The following is a 19,306-nucleotide window of genomic DNA, read 5'->3' on the forward strand; positions in this document are numbered from 1 at the left end:
CTGAAGAAGATGTTCCGAATATATCCTTAGAAAGGAGGTGATCCAGCCGCACCTTCCGATACGGCTACCTTGTTACGACTTCACCCCAATCATTTGTCCCACCTTCGACGGCTAGCTCCTAAAAGGTTACTCCACCGGCTTCGGGTGTTACAAACTCTCGTGGTGTGACGGGCGGTGTGTACAAGACCCGGGAACGTATTCACCGTAGCATGCTGATCTACGATTACTAGCGATTCCAGCTTCATGTAGTCGAGTTGCAGACTACAATCCGAACTGAGAACAACTTTATGGGATTTGCTTGACCTCGCGGTTTCGCTGCCCTTTGTATTGCCCATTGTAGCACGTGTGTAGCCCAAATCATAAGGGGCATGATGATTTGACGTCATCCCCACCTTCCTCCGGTTTGTCACCGGCAGTCAACTTAGAGTGCCCAACTTAATGATGGCAACTAAGCTTAAGGGTTGCGCTCGTTGCGGGACTTAACCCAACATCTCACGACACGAGCTGACGACAACCATGCACCACCTGTCACTTTGTCCCCCGAAGGGGAAGGCTCTATCTCTAGAGTTGTCAAAGGATGTCAAGATTTGGTAAGGTTCTTCGCGTTGCTTCGAATTAAACCACATGCTCCACCGCTTGTGCGGGTCCCCGTCAATTCCTTTGAGTTTCAACCTTGCGGTCGTACTCCCCAGGCGGAGTGCTTAATGCGTTAGTCTATGACACTAAGGGGCGGAAACCCCCTAACACTTAGCACTCATCGTTTACGGCGTGGACTACCAGGGTATCTAATCCTGTTTGATCCCCACGCTTTCGCACATCAGCGTCAGTTACAGACCAGAAAGTCGCCTTCGCCACTGGTGTTCCTCCATATCTCTGCGCATTTCACCGCTACACATGGAATTCCACTTTCCTCTTCTGCACTCAAGTTTTCCAGTTTCCAATGACCCTCCACGGTTGAGCCGTGGGCTTTCACATCAGACTTAAAAAACCGCCTACGCGCGCTTTACGCCCAATAATTCCGGATAACGCTTGCCACCTACGTATTACCGCGGCTGCTGGCACGTAGTTAGCCGTGGCTTTCTGATTAGGTACCGTCAAGATGTGCACAGTTACTTACACATATGTTCTTCCCTAATAACAGAGTTTTACGATCCGAAGACCTTCATCACTCACGCGGCGTTGCTCCGTCAGGCTTTCGCCCATTGCGGAAGATTCCCTACTGCTGCCTCCCGTAGGAGTCTGGACCGTGTCTCAGTTCCAGTGTGGCCGATCACCCTCTCAAGTCGGCTATGCATCGTTGCCTTGGTAAGCCGTTACCTTACCAACTAGCTAATGCAGCGCGGATCCATCTATAAGTGACAGCAAGACCGTCTTTCACTTTTGAACCATGCGGTTCAAAATATTATCCGGTATTAGCTCCGGTTTCCCGAAGTTATCCCAGTCTTATAGGTAGGTTATCCACGTGTTACTCACCCGTCCGCCGCTAACATCAGAGAAGCAAGCTTCTCATCCGTTCGCTCGACTTGCATGTATTAGGCACGCCGCCAGCGTTCATCCTGAGCCAGGATCAAACTCTCCATAAAAATTATGATGTTTGATTAGCTCATAAATACTAAATAATGTTTGTAACTTATAGTTACGTTTTTGGAATTAACGTTGACATATTGTCATTCAGTTTTCAATGTTCATTAATGTTCAATCTCTTTTATTGTACTTCATTTATTTTTAGAAGTCAATAACTTTTTGAACGATCACTTTATTTATTTTATATTGTTTTTATAGTAGTTTCAATAGTAAGTTTTACACTTTTGAAATACTTCTTTAAAAACAACTTGCCGTTTTTGACGACTTTTTAATATTACCAACTTTAGATTTTAAAGTCAATAACTTTTTTCAAAACTTTTGGTGTTTGTAATTCATGTTTCATTTCAAAACGTGATTGCTTAACACAAGAATTTATTTTACCAGCATTCTATAACAATTCAATATAAAAACGTACAAAATAAAAGTAATTTTGTACGTTTAGCTTATTTTATACCTATTTATTTGTTGATGCTATAACTTTTTGTGCAATAGAGCTATATATTTTACCTAATCGATCATCAGGTTGATAAATAGAAGGTGAGAAATCTTTTGGATTCCAAGACGGTTGTTCTAATGGTAATTCACCAAGTAACTGTGTATTTAGCTCATCAGCTAACTTAGTTCCGCCACCTTTTCCGAATACATATTCTTTATTACCTGTTTCTTTACTTTCAAAATAACTCATGTTTTCTATAACACCTAAAATAGAGTGCTCTGTATGTTTTGCCATTGCACCAGCTCGGGCAGCGACAAATGCTGCTGTAGGATGAGGTGTTGTAACAATAATTTCTTTGCTTGAAGGTAACATCGTATGAACATCAAGTGCTACATCTCCAGTTCCAGGTGGAAGATCAAGTATTAGATATTCTATGTCTCCCCATTTAACTTCTGTAAAGAAATTCGTTAACATTTTGCCTAACATTGGCCCTCTCCATATTACTGGTGCATTTTCTTCAACAAAAAATGCCATTGAAATAACTTTAACGCCGTGACGTTCAACTGGAATTACTTCTTTGCCTTTAATACCAGGTTTTTCATCGATTCCCATCATATCTGGAACACTGAATCCATATATATCAGCATCAACTAATCCTACTTTTTTTCCTTCACGAGCTAGTGCAACTGCTAAATTGACTGCAACAGTTGATTTACCAACGCCACCTTTACCAGATGCTATTGCGATAAACTCAACTGGATTATTTTGTGATAAAAGTCCTTCAATAGTTTTCGGCTTATTTTCTTCTTTAGGTTTAAATTGATTTACTTTATCTTCTGGTAACGTTTCAAAACGAATGCCCACAGTTTTCGCACCATTTTCTTTTAAAACATTAACAACTGCCATTTGTAAATCTAATTGAGGTGCACCACCTAATTGTGCCATTGCTAGCTTAACACTTACATGTTCTTTTTCTTCTTTAATAGAAACTTCTACAATACCTTCTGTTTCTTTTAAAGGTACATCTATAATAGGATCTTTAATTTCTCCTACTAATTCTTTTACTTGATCTACCGTTAACAAAGTAAATCCCCCTTAACCTTTTTAAAATATCTACATAATTACAAATATCAACTTTTACGTAGTCTATCAATAAAAGTATAAAACTTTTTATTAAATAAAAAAAGAAGTTAGCCTATCATTTTCAATAGACCAACTGTTGCAATTTTTTTAAAACTTTCTTCTATTAGATTCTAGTGTTTCTGATTCTTTAATAAATAACGAAACCGCAAATGCGATGATAACTAAAACTGACACAAACGCAAATGAAATATCTACACCAATTGCAATTGATTGTTGTTTTATTTCAGTCGCAGATAAATGCGAAGAAGATGTAGATGAAAATATTTTTGCACCAAAACTCATCAATGTAACCATTAATGCTGTTCCTAATGATCCTGCCATCACACGACCAAAATTCATAATTGCCGTACCGTGAGAGATTTCCTCATTTTTCAAAGAATTTATACCAGTCGTGTTAATTGGCATCATCAATAACGAGACCGAAAACATTCTAGTAGCATAAACTATAATTAAATACGTATATGAGGTGTTTGTGTGTAAAAAACATAACATTATCGTTGTAATTGTCAGTATTGTAAATCCAGTATAAATTAATGGTCTAGGTCCATATTTATCATAAAATTTACCAGTAAATACCGACATAATGCCATTTATTATTGCACCGGGCATAATTACGAGACCTGATAGCAAAGCAGATAAAGCTAAACTATTTTGAACATAAAGTGGGATTAATAATGCTGGACCTACCATTGACATCATAATAATCATTGAACTTATTGTACATAATGCAAATATTCGATTTTTAAAAACCTTTAAATTTAAAAGCGCATTACTGATATTAAATTGTCTTCGTATAAATAGATAAATGATAAATGAACTAATTATCATCGTAGTAATAACTATTGGACTATTAAACCCTAAATCACCTGCACTACTGAACGCATATAACATTAATCCGAATCCAATAGTTGAATACATCACTGAACGTTTATCTAGTTTTGTATATTTTACTTCATTATAACTTGAAATTGAAATTAAACCGAATATAAATGCTACTAAAGCAATACCTACTATGATAATGAACGGCACACGCCAGCTTGCTTGATCAATAATTAAGCCGGTAACTGTTGGACCGATTGCTGGTGCAAATTGAATTACTAAACCTGCTAATCCCATGGCAAAGCCTCTATGTTCTTTGCTAAACAAAGTAAATAACGTAAATTGCATTAATGGCATCAGCACACCAGCACCCATTGCTTGTATAACTCGAGCTAACATCAAAACGCCAAAGTTCGGTGCTATAGCTGCTACAATAGAACCTATTAAAAATGTTCCCATTGCCGCTAGATATAATGGTTTAGTTTTGATTCTATCCATTAAATATGCAGTTAAAGGAATCATGACACCATTTACAAGCATAAAACCTGTAACTAACCATTGAGATGTACTTTCATTAATATTTAATTCTCTCATTATACTTGGTAGCGCTGTATTTAATAAGGTTTGATTCAATATTGCTACAAATGCACTTATTAGCATGACAGCTACTATAAAATTTCTTCTACGAGTTGATAATTGAACATTGGACATTGTATTTCCTCCTTTCAACAAATTTATATTTAATTCTTCACCATTAATATTTAACTTTTAAACATCAAAATAATACACAAATTTTAACCCATCGATATTGATATAGTATTTTAAATACCACTAATTAGTTATTCAAACTCGTCGTGTCACATAATTCAATTTAATAAAAAAGAATTTGGAACATCTAAACATGCCCCAAACTCCAATTGTTTATTTTCTATTATTGAGATTTTTACTTTCAGGATAAAATTGAAGTTTACATACATAAAGAAAACCTATGATTACCATGATGACCCAGAAATCAATATTAATATACACATAATGTAAATGAATAATGAAATAAAATAATGTTGTAGCAACCATATAAGAAATTAAATGGAATGTTGCTCCCCTAAAATACGCATTTTCAGGAAGCATCTTTCTAAAATAATCCATTAAATGTTCGACTGCAAAAATGATAAAGTAACCAAATATGATATAACTACCGTAATACAATAAATTATCATACATATTTCTATTGTATGTGAAGTCCCCTAATCTGAAGTAAATAAGTAATCTGCTTAGACCATAAAGTCCAAAACCTAGAAATGTTAAAAATATTGCACCAGATAATACAAACACAAAGAGGACAATCATTGTAGTTAATAAATTATAAAATTTATGCTTAAAAGAATTCACAATCATTGCCCTCCTTAATATCGAGTATTGAAAAGTTAATTATATATATTGCAATCTATTTAACTATAGTCAAGAATATTTATTATTTCTTACTTTAATTACACTACATCAATTTTAAATATAATTCTATTCTTTTGTTTGAGGCGGATATTCTTTAAAGAATTTAATCCAAATAAAAATAAGACCAATACATATTATAGAAACAACACCTAAAACATTATGAAGATTGGAGCCAAATAATCCGGATTGTAACGCGTAAAGGTATCCCATAATTGTTGATCCTATTGATGCACCTAGATTTTTAGTCAATCCGTAAAATGACATCATTTTTTTCATTTGTACCGGGCTTGTTTCTTCTTGTACGATTACACTGTCTTTAGTATATATATATCCAAAACTTAATCCTGCTAATATCAATACTGCTGCGATTAGCAGTGGCAATTCAATGCCGAATGCAATGATAATACTACTTAATAATAACAACGTAAATGAAAGTAAATAAATTGTTTTTCTTGATAATTTAGCTTCTACATGATGTAAATTAAAATTTAATGTTATCCATGCTAACGATAAAGGAAAAATAACTAATCCACTTTGCAAAGGTGATAATGCTAATTGCTCTTGGAGATATACTGGAATGTATAAATTGAATCCCATTAAACAAATCGCCGTTAAAAGATCTGTTATAAATACTAAAGTTATTGATTTATTAAATTCCTTTACTGGTAAAAACGGTGAAGATACATTTTTTTCAACCTTAAATAATCGAATTGCCACAATAATTGCTATAACAAAACTTAAAAGATTAAAGAAAAGTAGCTGTTGATTTAATAAAGCGAACATTATCAATCCAATAAATACATAAAATAACGAAAGTCCTTTTGTATCGAATTTTGTTTCAGCAACCGTTTCTTCTTCAGGAAAATGAAATGTCCAAATGACTAATATAATTGCGATAATTGCTATTGGAATATTAATGTAGAATAACCAATGCCACGAAGCAAATTCTAAAATTCCTCCGCCTAATAATGGTCCAATAATACTTGAAATTCCCCATACGCTTCCAACAATGCCCATTATTTTATATCGCAACGGTATTGCAAATGCTAACTTCGGCACAATTTGCGACAATGACATCAACACACCAGAACCAAAACCCTGTATTACTCTAGAGATTATTAGCATAGTAAAATTAGTACTTAAACCTGACATTAAACTACCTATACTAAATAAAAGTAATCCAGCAATTGCGACATAAATAATTTTAAACCTTGAAAGTAGTTCTCCTACTATCGGGTTCGCAATAACTAATGCGATAAAATATGCTGTAAATATTAATGATATTAGGTTTCCTGCATTTAAATCTTTATTTATTGTAGGTAAAGCAAGTGAAATGATAGATGATTCTATAGCTGACATAAACATGATTAATATTAACGCTACTACTGTTACAATTGATTTCAAACGCATAATTTACCCCCTTCTTTTTGTAAAATTTAAAAATTCAATTTTTATATGATCTAATTATGTATATATTTTCAACTTTTCAATGATAACGATATTCTTAATACAAAACAATCCTCTATTAGAATGATTTGAGGAATAAAAAAAGCGGAGTTCCCTCCACCTTTCACTAAAAAACGAATTTACATAAAATATAAAATTGCAATCAAATGCAATATTGATGCTATGACAATAAAAATATGCCAAATCATATGGAAATAAGGTCTGTTTTTTTGGGCATAAAACCATGCTCCAATTGTATAAGATACTCCACCTAAGAATATGAATAAAATAAATATCCATGACGTACGAATAAATATGATAGGTAATAGTATAATACCAACCCATCCCATTACTAAATATACAATTAAGCTTAGTTTATGATTGACATTAACTGCAACAGATTTATATAAAATACCCCACAGCGTTGTTCCCCATAACAAAATAAAGACTGTCCAACCAATCCATCCACCTACTACTGTTAATAAAATCGGTGTATAGGTTCCTGATATTGCAACATAAATCATGCTGTGGTCAATAATTCTTAATATATATTTATGTGGTGTTTCATTCTGCATAGAATGATAAATTGTAGATGACATAAACATCATAAAAATCGAAATAACATAAATGGACATACTTACCGAACCTAAAGTACCGTTCATAATGTAACTATGAACTGCCGCATACGGTAAAACTAGTAATGTTAATAATGCTGCTACACCATGAGATGCAGCATTACCAATTTCTTCTCCAAACGATAATGGAATGATATCCTTAAATGTCTCTACAATTGTATCATTACCTTTTTTTCTTGATTTGGACATCATAGTCACCGCCTACCATTAAATTAATCCCATTCTACGTAAATCTTCTGTTGCAGTTGCAACACTATCTTTACCTTCTTTATTTTTAAGAGGTGAAAACTCTTCTTCTCTAGGTACTTGTAGTGTTACAAAACTTGTTCCATATGTGAATATATCAAAATAGAACAATTCAAATTTTAAAGTTGGCTGTTCAATAATCCCAAAGTTTTCATCTAATTGTTTTAGATTTTTTACAGCCAAATGATAAGGTAATTCACGATTTACTGCGTTTAATATAAAACCAAGTTTGAAAGCGTGAATGCCAATGTTAGCATTATTGAATTGATTTGCAACTTCTGGATCTAATTCGGAATACTCCAAAACAGTATCTTTACAATCTACATTAACTAAACGTCCAACACTTTCACCTGGATTTGGTTGAATTGTTTTTGACGTAATATCATAATCATGTTCAACAGTAAATCCTGCAAATAAAGGGTCTAATACTTTCACTAATACATTGTCTATGTTATTTAAGAAAATATATTTAACGCCATCGTTTGACATTTTTTCCAAGAATCCTGCTTTATCTAGTGATTTAAATACACCACCATTACCATTTGGTGTTTCCATAATACGACCTTGTTGATTTAAAATTAACTTACCATCTTCACTAAGTGCTACAATATTGTCTTGTTTAAAGAAATGAATCGATTCTTTATCATAGCCAAAGTACTCATGTGCTTCAAAATATTCTAATGTTTCTTCATGGTTAATATCACTTGTCATAATATACCATTGAATCGCATGACCAGTTTGTTGTTGCAACTGCTTTAATTGCTTTGCTTGCAGTTCAAATAAACTTACACCTTCAATTTCAAATGACCCTTTTGGCCCTTTATAACCTAGTCGTGTACCTTGTCCGCCAGCCATTAAAAGAACTGCAAACTGTCCTTCTTTAATAGCTTGTAATCCCTTTTCTTCCAAACGCTTTATGTCTTCATCTTTAAATTTTGATTTCACGTCATATTTCACTTCAGAAACTGAAGATACATCATCAATTGTTTTCTTATTGATATATAAATCATTATATAATTTAGCAATAAAATCTAAATCCAAAGAAGCCACCTTCTCTTCTAATGCTTCTTTTTCATTATTGCTCATTAATTTTTCATACTCACATAAATGATCTTGCTTATATTTAGCTAATTGATTTTTATCTAGCATTTTATGCCTCCTGCTGAGTTTGTATCATTTTCATTTAAAAAACTTATTATTCCAATTGCTTATTATATCATTGATGAAAGGTTGAAATAAAACATAAACTGTCCCTACCATTAATGCAGTCGCTAAAGATAAGTCTACAAGTCCACCTGTTTTAAATTGTATTGGAGACCTAACACTAAATGGTAAAGGATAAAATAATTTAACGCCCTTGGGTGTCATCATATCAAGTATAATATGAGACAATAAACCAATTATTATAGCTACCATATAATAACTAGGCGTTTGTATGATATGTAATAAAAACGTAATGATTGCTATAAATAATATTGAATGTGTAAAGGTTCGATGACCAAAAATTAATCTTGTAAAAAAACTAACTAATTTAAATCGTCGTCCAATTTTACTTTGTGTATGACATATATCCGGTAACAAACTGGCTATAGTAGCTAAAATTATAATTGTTACTGAAGAAAAAATATCTGTTTGAAAGTATTGTGTTGTAATTGCCCCAACGAGCATACCGCATGATGCATGTGTTTTACCTGTCATAATCGTTCTCCTTAAGTATACGTATTTTACCACATTCTCACCAAAAACACGAACATATTTTCGTATCGAATTTCATTAGTATGACACAATTTAAAAAAGTATCACATAAAGTCTTGAAAACGATTACAAAATCGTTTATGATATATTTACAAAATATTTAAAGGATGTGTTTGAATAATGGCAATGACAGTAAAGAAAGATAATAATGAAGTGCGTATTCAATGGAGAGTTGCTGATATCAAAATTCCTACAAGTGAAATTAAAAATATTACACAAGACCAAGATATTCACGCAGTTCCTAAACTAGATAGCAAAGATGTATCTAGAATTGGCTCAACGTTTGGTAAAACAAATCGCGTTATTATCGATACTGAAGACCACGAATACATTATTTATACTCAAAACGATCAAAAAGTTTACAATGAATTAACTAAATAAATTGTATAAAAAAATCATTCATGATTGAGGGCTTCATGAATGATTTTTTTGATTCATTTTAAACAAGCAGAGACATACACAACATCATATACATAAACAAAAGGACAACTGTTTCCCCCAATTTTAACAGTTGTCCTTTTTCACATATATTTATAACAAAAGATGTGCCATCAAAGAAATAATCGGCAATGTGATAATTGTTCTAATTAAGAAAATCATAAACAATTTGCCAATGCTTACAGGAATCTTGGAACCTAGTATGACGCCGCCTACTTCAGACAAGTAGATTAATTGTGAAATACTCAGTGCACCAATAACAAAGCGAGTGATATCATTTTGTACACCTTCAATTAATATAGAAGGTAAAAACATATCAGCAAATCCTATAATTATCGTTTGAGAAGCTTGTGCCGCTTCTGGTATTTGCATTAACTCTAAAAATGGCACAAATGGTTTACCTAAAATAACGAAAAACGGTGTGTAATTCGCAATAATTGTAGCGATTGTACCAATACTCATTACAACTGGTAAAATAACAAACCACATATCTACTACCGTTTTCAATCCAGATTTAAAGAAATCAATAAATCCTGGAGCTTTAATACCTACTTCTGTTGCCGTATCAAACCCATGTCTTAAAGCACTTTTACCTTCTGGCAATGCTTCTGTACGCGCACTTTCCGGAACTTCTTTAGCATATTCATCAGGAATTTTGTTCAATGGCCAAATTCTTGGCATAATGACAGCTGCAACAAGACAAGATACGATAACAGATAAATAGAAAGCAAAAAATTGATTTTGCATGTGTACTGTTTCAGCAACAACGATAGCAAATGTTATAGAAACAACACTGAATGTCGTTGAAATAACCGTTGCTTCACGGCGAGAATAGTAACCCTCACCATATTGTCTACTTGTAATTAACACACCAACTGTTCCATCTCCAATAAATGATGCTAAATTATCCACTGTTGAACGTCCAGGTAATGTAAACAAAGGTCTCATAACAGGTCTAAAAATGGGTCCTAACATCTCTAGCAATCCATATTCCATTAATAAAGGTAAAAATAATGCTGCAAATAAGAATACCGCTACTAATGTTGGCAATAAACTAGAAAATAGTAATCCACCTGTTTCATCTGAATATATTACTTTTGATCCAATACGTAAAAATGTCATCCATGCAAATATTACTGCTAGTATACGTAAAATTAACCATCCAATTCTTACGTTAAAAGCATTATTCATTAATCCATCAGGTTTCAATTTATCTTTTAAAATTGTAGAACAAATCAACGTTAAAATACCTGACAAAGTAATTATTGTCACAATTAATATTGGCATAACACCACCTAACGCATCTTTAAGTACACCTGCTAAAAATGCAACTGGTAACGTTGTTTGCTTTTGACCATCTTGTTCAACTGGTATAGGTATTAGAAATAACAAGATACCTATTAAAGACATCGTGATAAATTTAAGTCTCCCAATGACTATCTCTTTCCTTGAAAAGCTATCCATAAAATCAATCCGTTTCTCTATGTATTCGTGTTAAGTATATACAACATTCTATTCATTTAACAATCATATTTCATATCATTCCAACATCTAAAATGTTTATGTATGCAAAATAATGAATAATTACAGTAATTAAATATACGCTATTCTTGCTGTTTTTTCAAGGTGAATTCTAAAAAAGGTTAAGTACAATTTCAACATTCGTACTTAACCTTTAAATTAAAAAAACGATATTTATTATTTCATTCTACGTAATAATATTAAGAAGTATGGTGCACCTATAATCGCAATGATGACACCTACGGGTATATCAAGTGGTGGATGAATTCCACGTGCCAAACCATCACCAAATGTTAATAATATTGATCCTATTAACCCTGACATGATGATGACATGTAATGTTTTATTACCTATTAGTTGCCTTGCTATGTGTGGTGCAACTAAACCTAAAAAGCTAATACCGCCTACTACAGATATTGCAGATCCCGCTAATACGACTGCTAAAATTAATAACAGCATTTTAATTGTCTTAACTTTTAAACCAAGCGCCGTAGCAACAGCATCCCCTAAGTTTAATACATCTAATTGATAACTTAATAAAATGATAATTGGAATTGTAATTAAAAACCAAGGTAATATCGTATAAATATTAGACATATCATGTCCATATAAACTACCTGTTAGCCAAACTAGCGCTTTATTCGCTTCTAACGGATTTCTAATTAATAAAAATTGAACAATCGCCGTACATATAGCACCAATAGCCAAACCAATTAAAGCCAGCTTCGAACCTTTAACATCATACTTAGAAATTAAAAATGATAAAAATAAACTTACAGCAAATGCACCTAAAAATGAGCCAATAGGTAACACGAATAATGGAGCTGTTGGAAAAATCATAATAATGATAACAGCTGCCAAACTTGCACCTTTAGAAATCCCAATGACATCTGGAGAGGCTAACGGGTTTCTAATTACAGATTGGATAATCGCACCTGATATTGCAAGACTACTACCTATAATGATTCCAAGTAATGTTCGTGGAATACGATACTCATTTAAAATAAAATCATCTTGCGTAAATATTCCTTTTATTGCATCAATCGGATGAATCATTACTGATCCTACGCATAAACTGATGAAAATACTAATAATTAAAAGGATTACAATTAAACTATAACGACGTATCATTTTTGCAGTCATCATATTCTTTTCACCCCTTTAATCGTTATAAATAAGAAGTAAAGTGCACCTACAAATGATGTAACAATACCTACTGGTGATTCATATGGATACGTAATTAAACGACTTAAAACGTCAGATAGAAGTAATAAATCCGCACCAATAATAAATGTTAATGGAATCATCACTAAATAATTCTTACTTACGTATCGTTTTACAATATGTGGCACGATTAAACCAACAAATCCTATTGGTCCAGCTACTGATACAGACATACCCGTAAGTATGATTACTAATAGTCCTATTATAATTCGAACTTTATTGATATTTTGCCCTAATCCTTTAGCAATATCATCGCCAAGTTCCATAATAGTTAATTGTCTTCCAATAAAGATAGTTACAATTAAAGCTCCAATAATCCATGGTAACATTGTTAAAATTTCATCCCATTTCATACTTGATAGTGAACCGACAAGCCAGAACATAACCTGTTCATTTGAGTTTTCATTCAAAATAATGATTCCCTCAGTCATACTGCTAAAAAACAAATGGATTGCCATACCAGCTAAAGCTAATTTAATTGGCGTCATTCCTTTTGTTGCACCTGAAAGCGTGTAAACAGTTAAACCACCTACAAAAGCACCAATTACCCCTAAATATAGTGCATAATATTCTAATGAAGGGATAATAATAGTTACTAAAACAATGACGAATGATGCACCTGAACTAACACCAAATATTTTTGGAGATGCAAGTGGATTACGTGTCATCGCTTGCATTAGTAATCCTGATACTGCTAAAGCACCACCAATAAATAGCCCTGCTATCATACGTGGCATGCGTACATTATGTAATAAAAATGACGCTTTTGTATCGGTATGACCAGAAAGATAGTGTACGATATCGCTAAAGTTAATTTTTGATGAACCAATCGCCATATTTAAATAAACACAAATAAAAAGAAAGCACACACTCACAATATACGTGAGTGTTGTGCGCCTTTTTCTTTTATAATCTATAGCGGATTGGCTACTAATTTGTTTAATAGCCATTTACTTCCACCTTACTTTTGTTCTTTTTTTGATAATTCAACAAGCTCTTTAGCCATTTCTTCTGAAGAAATTAAACCACGAGATCTTGCCCAAACATCACGGTCGACAATATCAACACGATTATTTTTAACTGCATTTAATTTTTTCCAAGTTGCATCTTCTTGTAATTTTTTGAATTCAGGTGAATCTTTTTTAGCATGATCTATCATGATAATCATACGTTCTGGATTGACGTCAGCTAAATGCTCAGTGTCTAATTGTAAGTAAGGTCCTTTCAAGTATTTACTTAAACCTTTTGTTACATCGTCACTTAACGCATTTTTAAATCCTAATTCTGTTAAAAATTGACCAACATATGAATAATTTGGATGTGCTAATAATCCAGCTTTAGCAACTACTGCTGGAAGCACTTTTTGATTTCTATCAAATTTAATTTCTTCTTTATACTTATTGATTAATTTATCATGTTCAGCAAGACGTTTTTCGCCTTCTTTTTCTTTATCTAAAGCTTTAGCGATTGTCTTGAATGCATCGATATTTTGTTTGTAGTCACCATCAAAGCTCTTTAATGATAATGTAGGTGCTATTTTATTTAATTCTTTATTAATACCTTTATGTCTACTGCTATCAGCGATGATTAGATCTGGTTTTAATTTACTAATTTCCTCTAGGTTTGGCTGTTTACGTGTACCTACAGATGTGTAATCTCCAATTTTTTCTCTAACTGGTTTGATAATACGATTTTTCTTACCATCATCAGCAATACCAACTGGTTTTACATCTAATGCTGCTAATGCATCTGCAAATGAGTATTCTAATACAACGATACGTTTTGCATCTTTAGGCACTTTTACTGTACCATTTTCATCTTTAACTGAAATTGTATCTTTAGTTGATGCTTCTTTTTTACTAGAGTTATCAGTATTTCCACAAGCTGCAACTAAAAATAAAGCAACTATTAATCCCAATATACTAAAAGTTTTTAGACCTCTCATCGTTTCACTCCTTAATATGTATAAACTTCATTTATTATTTTATTGATAACAATTATCATTGTCAAGTAGCCTTCTATATTTTTATTTATCTAAAGTGTTATGTCAAATCTATTTATATACCGATAAAACTTTCTCATTGTAAGTTTTACAGTTACACAGTCATAAATATTTTGATACATTACGCAGACCATCATTTTGATACATTACGTAGATCAATCATATCTTCTACAAACAATCTATGAATTCTTTTTTACTCAATCATTTTTGAATAAACGAAATACTTAACGCACCTTTCATTCAGGTAATCATTCATTAATTTTGCACATGAGCCAATTTTCATCTCTAAAAATATAACTAATACATGTCCACAATAGATATTCTCACTACATACACGAGGCTGGGACAAAAGCATTTAGGATTTGATCAGAACAGAACGATGAGCAAAATTGTTTTCCAAATTTTGTCGAATCGTGAGAGTTTCTGCAGAATACCCTGCTTTTGGGACGCCGTTAATCGGTTTCCCAGAGCACAAAAGCTTTATGTCTCAACCTCTCACATACACAAAAAAGCCCAAGTTGAAAATGTAGATATTGGCACGACTCATTGTACCTATCATCTTTACAACTTAGACTTATTTTAAAGTGTTAATATTGATTTACCATTGCTGGTGATTGGACATCGAAGTTTTGAAGTAGCGTGTCAATCTTTGAATCTTCAACATAAATTTTATGTAAATTTTTCATATACATCGAATGTGATAACGCCTCATAATTTAAAGAAAAGTTTATATGATCGCCTACTTGATAATGTCCTTGCCCATTCAAATCAAGCATTAAATGGTCACTCGAAGCACCTAATATATTAATATATTGATCCAATGGATTAATATTATCGACTTTGGTATCTAAATATCCAATATCCACAATTGCTTGTAAAAAAGATTCATGCGTTGTGGCATTAATTCGTGGCTTAATTTCTAGAATTTCCGCTTCAATTGTAATGGCATCTTGATATAACATCGCAATCGTTTGATTTGTCGTTGTATCAACACCTCTAAACAGTGTTTCGCCAATTCTCAATTCATTTATCTTACCTAAATCATTATATAAAAGTTGTGGCAACATACTCGAATTGCCACCTGAAATAATTTTCAAACGGTATCCTATTTCTCTTTCAACAGCTGTAACAAATCTATTAATCATAAAGATATCGTCATCTGTTGGTGCATCTGATTTAAAACACATAAAGTTAAATGCTAAGCCGACGAAATGAATATTTTTTAAATGAATGATTTTTTTTATATATTCTAAAACGTCGTAAGTAAGCACACCTTCTCTACTATCTTTCCAATCAACCATTAGTAAAATTTTATGTTTTTTACCTAAAGATTCCGCTACTTCGTTTATTTTATATATTGTGGATAATTCCGTCTGAATACTCATATCCACTTTTTCAATCATCATTGGTATATCTCGTTGTGCAGGCGTACGTATTAATGTATACGACAAATCTTCATCATCAATTTGAACGATATTATCTAATCTTGATTCTGCAACATGCGTAATACCTAAATCTTTTAAACTATTTAAAATCATACGATCTCCAGCTATACATTTAATCACTGGCGTAAACTGCATATTATTATTTTGAAAAATTGTCTGGAGTACTTTGGCGTTGTATTTAATTTTTGATATATTTATGCTCACATGTGCCATACAGTACTACACCTCTTTTTTTATCGGATTATCTAATTCTATATTTAAATACTGCTTAACTTTATTTTCCATTCTCATATTTAGCAAAGCTTTAACTGTTATTTTAGGTCCAAATAATATTTCTCTTAATACTTTAGCATGTGGTCTTGTAGGATTAATCGCTTGATCAACTTTCTCTTGCACTATTTTAAACAATGCAGCTTCATCAACACATTCATATTGATTAAAATGATGAATTAATTCTGCCATTTGATTTTGAATAACTGCATGTTGAAATTTCGCAATAACCGCTTCAATAGACTCTGCAATTAAACTATGATTAGTAATATCGATATCTGGCACCTGATGTTGTAATGTAGTTATATCTATTCTCGAGCCGCCTAAATCTCTAACTAAAAATCGAATATCGAAATGTGGTCCTAAATTTACGACTGTATTTTGCATATGTGCTTCTAGTGCAATTCCATATTCTTGAATAAAGGCAATTAATGGCGTAATTAATGCTTCCGCGTATCGATCAATAAACGTTGTAATGCTATCTTTATTAATACCTTGGTTCAACCACTCTAAATAACTATCTACAATTACCTTTTGATCGATTGGATTTCTATTCACTAGGCATGCACTAACAATCGTCGCACCATGTCCGTCAATTTCAGGCTTTTGTCTAATAATACATGCAAGTTGACGGGCAATATCTTTGTCAACATTTGCGTATTCGCCGAATGGTTCCATTGCTACTTTTAATTGTGGATACTGATTTAACAAACCTTGTAAGGCATAACTCAATTTAGGTCCATCTACAGTAGTTACGGTTGAAACCGTTCTTACAGCACTTGTCGCCTGAACGTTTACCGGTAATTTAACATGGTATGGTTTATCGATGAGTGACATAGTTCTGAATGACAAGGTTGCCTTTGAAGCAACAGTAAACGGTGTTGGAATTAGTATTTTATTAGCAATCCACTGTTCAAAATACTGACCTATTGTGTGGTCATATTGCCATGGATGTACAAATATTGCATGATAATCTTCAATTTTTAAACCTAAACTTTTTAAAAATACACGAATTTGATTATGATATTCTGGAATGACTTCATCAACGATAAATTGATCATCACCGTTCATTGATGTACAAACTATGTGAGATTTTTCAATCATCATGACTTTTAATGGAATTTCTTTTTCAAATTCAGGTGCGTATGCTCGTACTTCTTCCATCGTTAATGGTAATTTCGTTTTCGTCAAAGGATGTGTCGGGTGCCCCTCTGGAACCAAACTTTCAGAATAGGTTAAATCATCTGTCATGCCGCTATCTTTAATATGTTGTAACCATGCAAAGAAATTTATATTTTCTGGTAATCTTGAAAATTTGAAACTTTGGCTAATCAATGTCTGCCTATGAGACATTTGTTTATATGTTTCAACTAAACTATCTCGACTGTGAATTAACTCATTTCGTAATTGCGCTGTAATAGGGATTTCAAAATCATTATTTAATACATCTAACAATCCTTCTAACGTAATAATTAAAGATTTTTCACCTTTATTTAAATATGTGATATCCCCTTTAAATTCATAGCGTTCTAAAGCACTTTTTCTTTCAACTTCAATAGTTAATACATGCATATGATATTGTATTTCAATCATTGATTCTTTATCTTTATACGTAACAAATGTTTGTTCGGGATAAACACGTTCTTTAATGATTGCATTAATTACGCGATATTGAATATTTCTATCGGCTTCTGTCCATTCAAGATATACCATGCTTACTTTCCTCCAACTTTATCTTCAACTTTCTATTTATTATATAAAATATCAGTGTAATGCATATAGTACTTATTCCCATTAATGTAAAAGTTCTAACAATGCCAAATATGTCTGTACAAATACTCATTAAAAGACTTCCCAATGGAATCATACCTCTATCCATCATAATAATACTTAGTACTTTACCACGTTCATAGTCCTTGACATTATTTTGAAAATAAACACGATTTGTCGTACGTGCCCATTGACTAAATAGCCCTATCAGTGTAATACATACGAACATAATGACGATATTATGAAATACAACGCCTAACAAAGCGAATCCAAATAAGAGTGAACTCAAATAATACATGTTCACCATTTCAATATATTTCAACATTTTTGGTAAAACAAGCGTCGCTACAATACCACCAATTGCACACATTGTCATCGCAATACCAAATATTTCGGATTTCCCTGGAAATATTTTATTGGTTAAAACTGGCAATAGTGTTGTATATGAAAAACCAGTCGCCATAATTAATAGCGATGTAATAAATATTTGACGACCTTCCATATGTATTTTGAAATAGTCTAATATGACTTTTAATGACGTACAACGTGACGCTTCCTCCGGCATTTTTGTCACTTTAAAATGTAATGGCAAACATAATACAACCGCAATCAAATAACAAATTGATTGTGCTAAAAATGTCGTGGGTGCATGGTAAACTGCTAATATCACACCTGCAATAGCAGGCCCTATAGAGCGACAAATATTTATAATGAACGAATGAAATGATACTGCTTGTGTTGTAGATATTTTTTCAGATAAATCTGGTAAAATAGCTTGCCTTAGCGGTGTCTCCACAGCACTTAAAATGCCTCTTAATGTCGCATATATGATGATGACAGTAATCGGAACTGCAGTAAAACTGTAAGTAAGTGCACATAAAATCGCAGTTACCGTAAATGAGGATGTTATCGTAATTCTTAATAACCGACCTTTATCATATTTATCAGCAATCGCCCCTGCCCAGACACTTAATACCAAAATTGGTACAAGTCTGCAAAAATTGACAATCCCTAGATAAACTGCGTTATGATAAGTGGTAAGCACAAACCAATTTAACCCTATTTGTCCAATCCAATTACCTAAAAATAGTAGAAAAGAACTGGTAAAAAAATATTTTGTCAT

15 protein-coding genes, 1 rRNA gene and 1 pseudogene are annotated in these 19,306 nt (G+C 32.6%); 1 reads left to right on the forward strand and 16 read right to left on the reverse strand.

All coding sequences use genetic code 11. From position 1 onward, the window contains the following. Window positions 1–30 precede the first annotated feature (30 nt). From ML436_11000 to ML436_11040, 9 genes and pseudogenes are all read right to left on the reverse strand, one after another. A 16S ribosomal RNA gene (locus tag ML436_11000) occupies window positions 31–1,583 on the reverse strand. Window positions 1,584–1,765: 182 nt separating this feature from the next. Next, a pseudogene (locus ML436_11005) lies at window positions 1,766–1,920 on the reverse strand (hypothetical protein). A gap of 118 nt (window positions 1,921–2,038) precedes the next feature. Beyond that, a complete protein-coding gene (locus ML436_11010; protein UMT77650.1) occupies window positions 2,039–3,103 on the reverse strand; it encodes a P-loop NTPase in 1,065 nt (354 codons plus the stop codon). A gap of 147 nt (window positions 3,104–3,250) precedes the next feature. Beyond that, window positions 3,251–4,693 (reverse strand): multidrug efflux MFS transporter, encoded by a 1,443-nt coding sequence (locus tag ML436_11015; GenBank protein UMT77651.1) that lies wholly within the window; start codon window positions 4,691–4,693, stop codon window positions 3,251–3,253. Between the two features lie 210 nt (window positions 4,694–4,903). After that, complete coding sequence (gene sepA, locus ML436_11020) at window positions 4,904–5,377, reverse strand: multidrug efflux transporter SepA (protein UMT77652.1); 474 nt, start codon at window positions 5,375–5,377, stop codon at window positions 4,904–4,906. 120 nt (window positions 5,378–5,497) lie between these two features. Beyond that, window positions 5,498–6,841 (reverse strand): MFS transporter, encoded by a 1,344-nt coding sequence (locus ML436_11025; GenBank protein ID UMT77653.1) that lies wholly within the window; start codon window positions 6,839–6,841, stop codon window positions 5,498–5,500. Window positions 6,842–7,017: 176 nt separating this feature from the next. Continuing rightward, window positions 7,018–7,701 carry a hemolysin III family protein gene (locus ML436_11030; GenBank protein ID UMT77654.1) on the reverse strand — a complete coding sequence of 228 codons (684 nt, stop codon included), beginning with the start codon at window positions 7,699–7,701 and terminating at the stop codon, window positions 7,018–7,020. An 18-nt stretch (window positions 7,702–7,719) separates the two neighbouring features. Continuing rightward, window positions 7,720–8,907 (reverse strand): UDPGP type 1 family protein, encoded by a 1,188-nt coding sequence (locus ML436_11035; protein UMT77655.1) that lies wholly within the window; start codon window positions 8,905–8,907, stop codon window positions 7,720–7,722. A gap of 30 nt (window positions 8,908–8,937) precedes the next feature. Beyond that, complete coding sequence (locus tag ML436_11040) at window positions 8,938–9,456, reverse strand: metal-dependent hydrolase (protein ID UMT77656.1); 519 nt, start codon at window positions 9,454–9,456, stop codon at window positions 8,938–8,940. 177 nt (window positions 9,457–9,633) lie between these two features. On the opposite strand from ML436_11040, the gene ML436_11045 reads away from it, so the two are divergent. Then, window positions 9,634–9,894, forward strand: coding sequence for a hypothetical protein (locus ML436_11045; protein ID UMT77657.1), 261 nt, complete (start codon window positions 9,634–9,636; stop codon window positions 9,892–9,894). A gap of 150 nt (window positions 9,895–10,044) precedes the next feature. Here the strand turns inward: ML436_11045 and ML436_11050 are convergent, their stop codons facing one another. The 7 genes from ML436_11050 to ML436_11080 all read right to left on the reverse strand — a co-directional run bounded on the left by ML436_11050 (window position 10,045) and on the right by ML436_11080 (window position 19,306). Further along, window positions 10,045–11,415: a YjiH family protein gene (locus tag ML436_11050; protein ID UMT77658.1), complete on the reverse strand. Its 1,371-nt coding sequence runs from the start codon at window positions 11,413–11,415 to the stop codon at window positions 10,045–10,047. 234 nt (window positions 11,416–11,649) lie between these two features. After that, window positions 11,650–12,618, reverse strand: coding sequence for an iron chelate uptake ABC transporter family permease subunit (locus ML436_11055; protein UMT77659.1), 969 nt, complete (start codon window positions 12,616–12,618; stop codon window positions 11,650–11,652). Further along, on the reverse strand, window positions 12,615–13,646 hold the full coding sequence (locus tag ML436_11060) for an iron ABC transporter permease (GenBank protein UMT77660.1): 1,032 nt from the start codon (window positions 13,644–13,646) through the stop codon (window positions 12,615–12,617). Before ML436_11060 ends, ML436_11055 begins: the two co-directional genes overlap by 4 nt. Window positions 13,647–13,657: 11 nt before the next feature. Then, on the reverse strand, window positions 13,658–14,641 hold the full coding sequence (locus ML436_11065) for a Fe(3+) dicitrate ABC transporter substrate-binding protein (GenBank protein UMT77661.1): 984 nt from the start codon (window positions 14,639–14,641) through the stop codon (window positions 13,658–13,660). A gap of 644 nt (window positions 14,642–15,285) precedes the next feature. Next, window positions 15,286–16,356, reverse strand: coding sequence for an ornithine racemase SfnaC (gene sfnaC, locus ML436_11070; GenBank protein UMT77662.1), 1,071 nt, complete (start codon window positions 16,354–16,356; stop codon window positions 15,286–15,288). A gap of 6 nt (window positions 16,357–16,362) precedes the next feature. Next, window positions 16,363–18,126: a siderophore synthetase gene (locus ML436_11075; protein ID UMT77663.1), complete on the reverse strand. Its 1,764-nt coding sequence runs from the start codon at window positions 18,124–18,126 to the stop codon at window positions 16,363–16,365. Continuing rightward, on the reverse strand, window positions 18,113–19,306 hold the full coding sequence (locus tag ML436_11080) for an MFS transporter (protein UMT77664.1): 1,194 nt from the start codon (window positions 19,304–19,306) through the stop codon (window positions 18,113–18,115). The genes ML436_11075 and ML436_11080 overlap by 14 nt, the downstream gene beginning before the upstream one ends.

This window comes from Staphylococcus roterodami, from assembly GCA_022493055.1.
Lineage (GTDB): Bacteria > Bacillota > Bacilli > Staphylococcales > Staphylococcaceae > Staphylococcus > Staphylococcus singaporensis.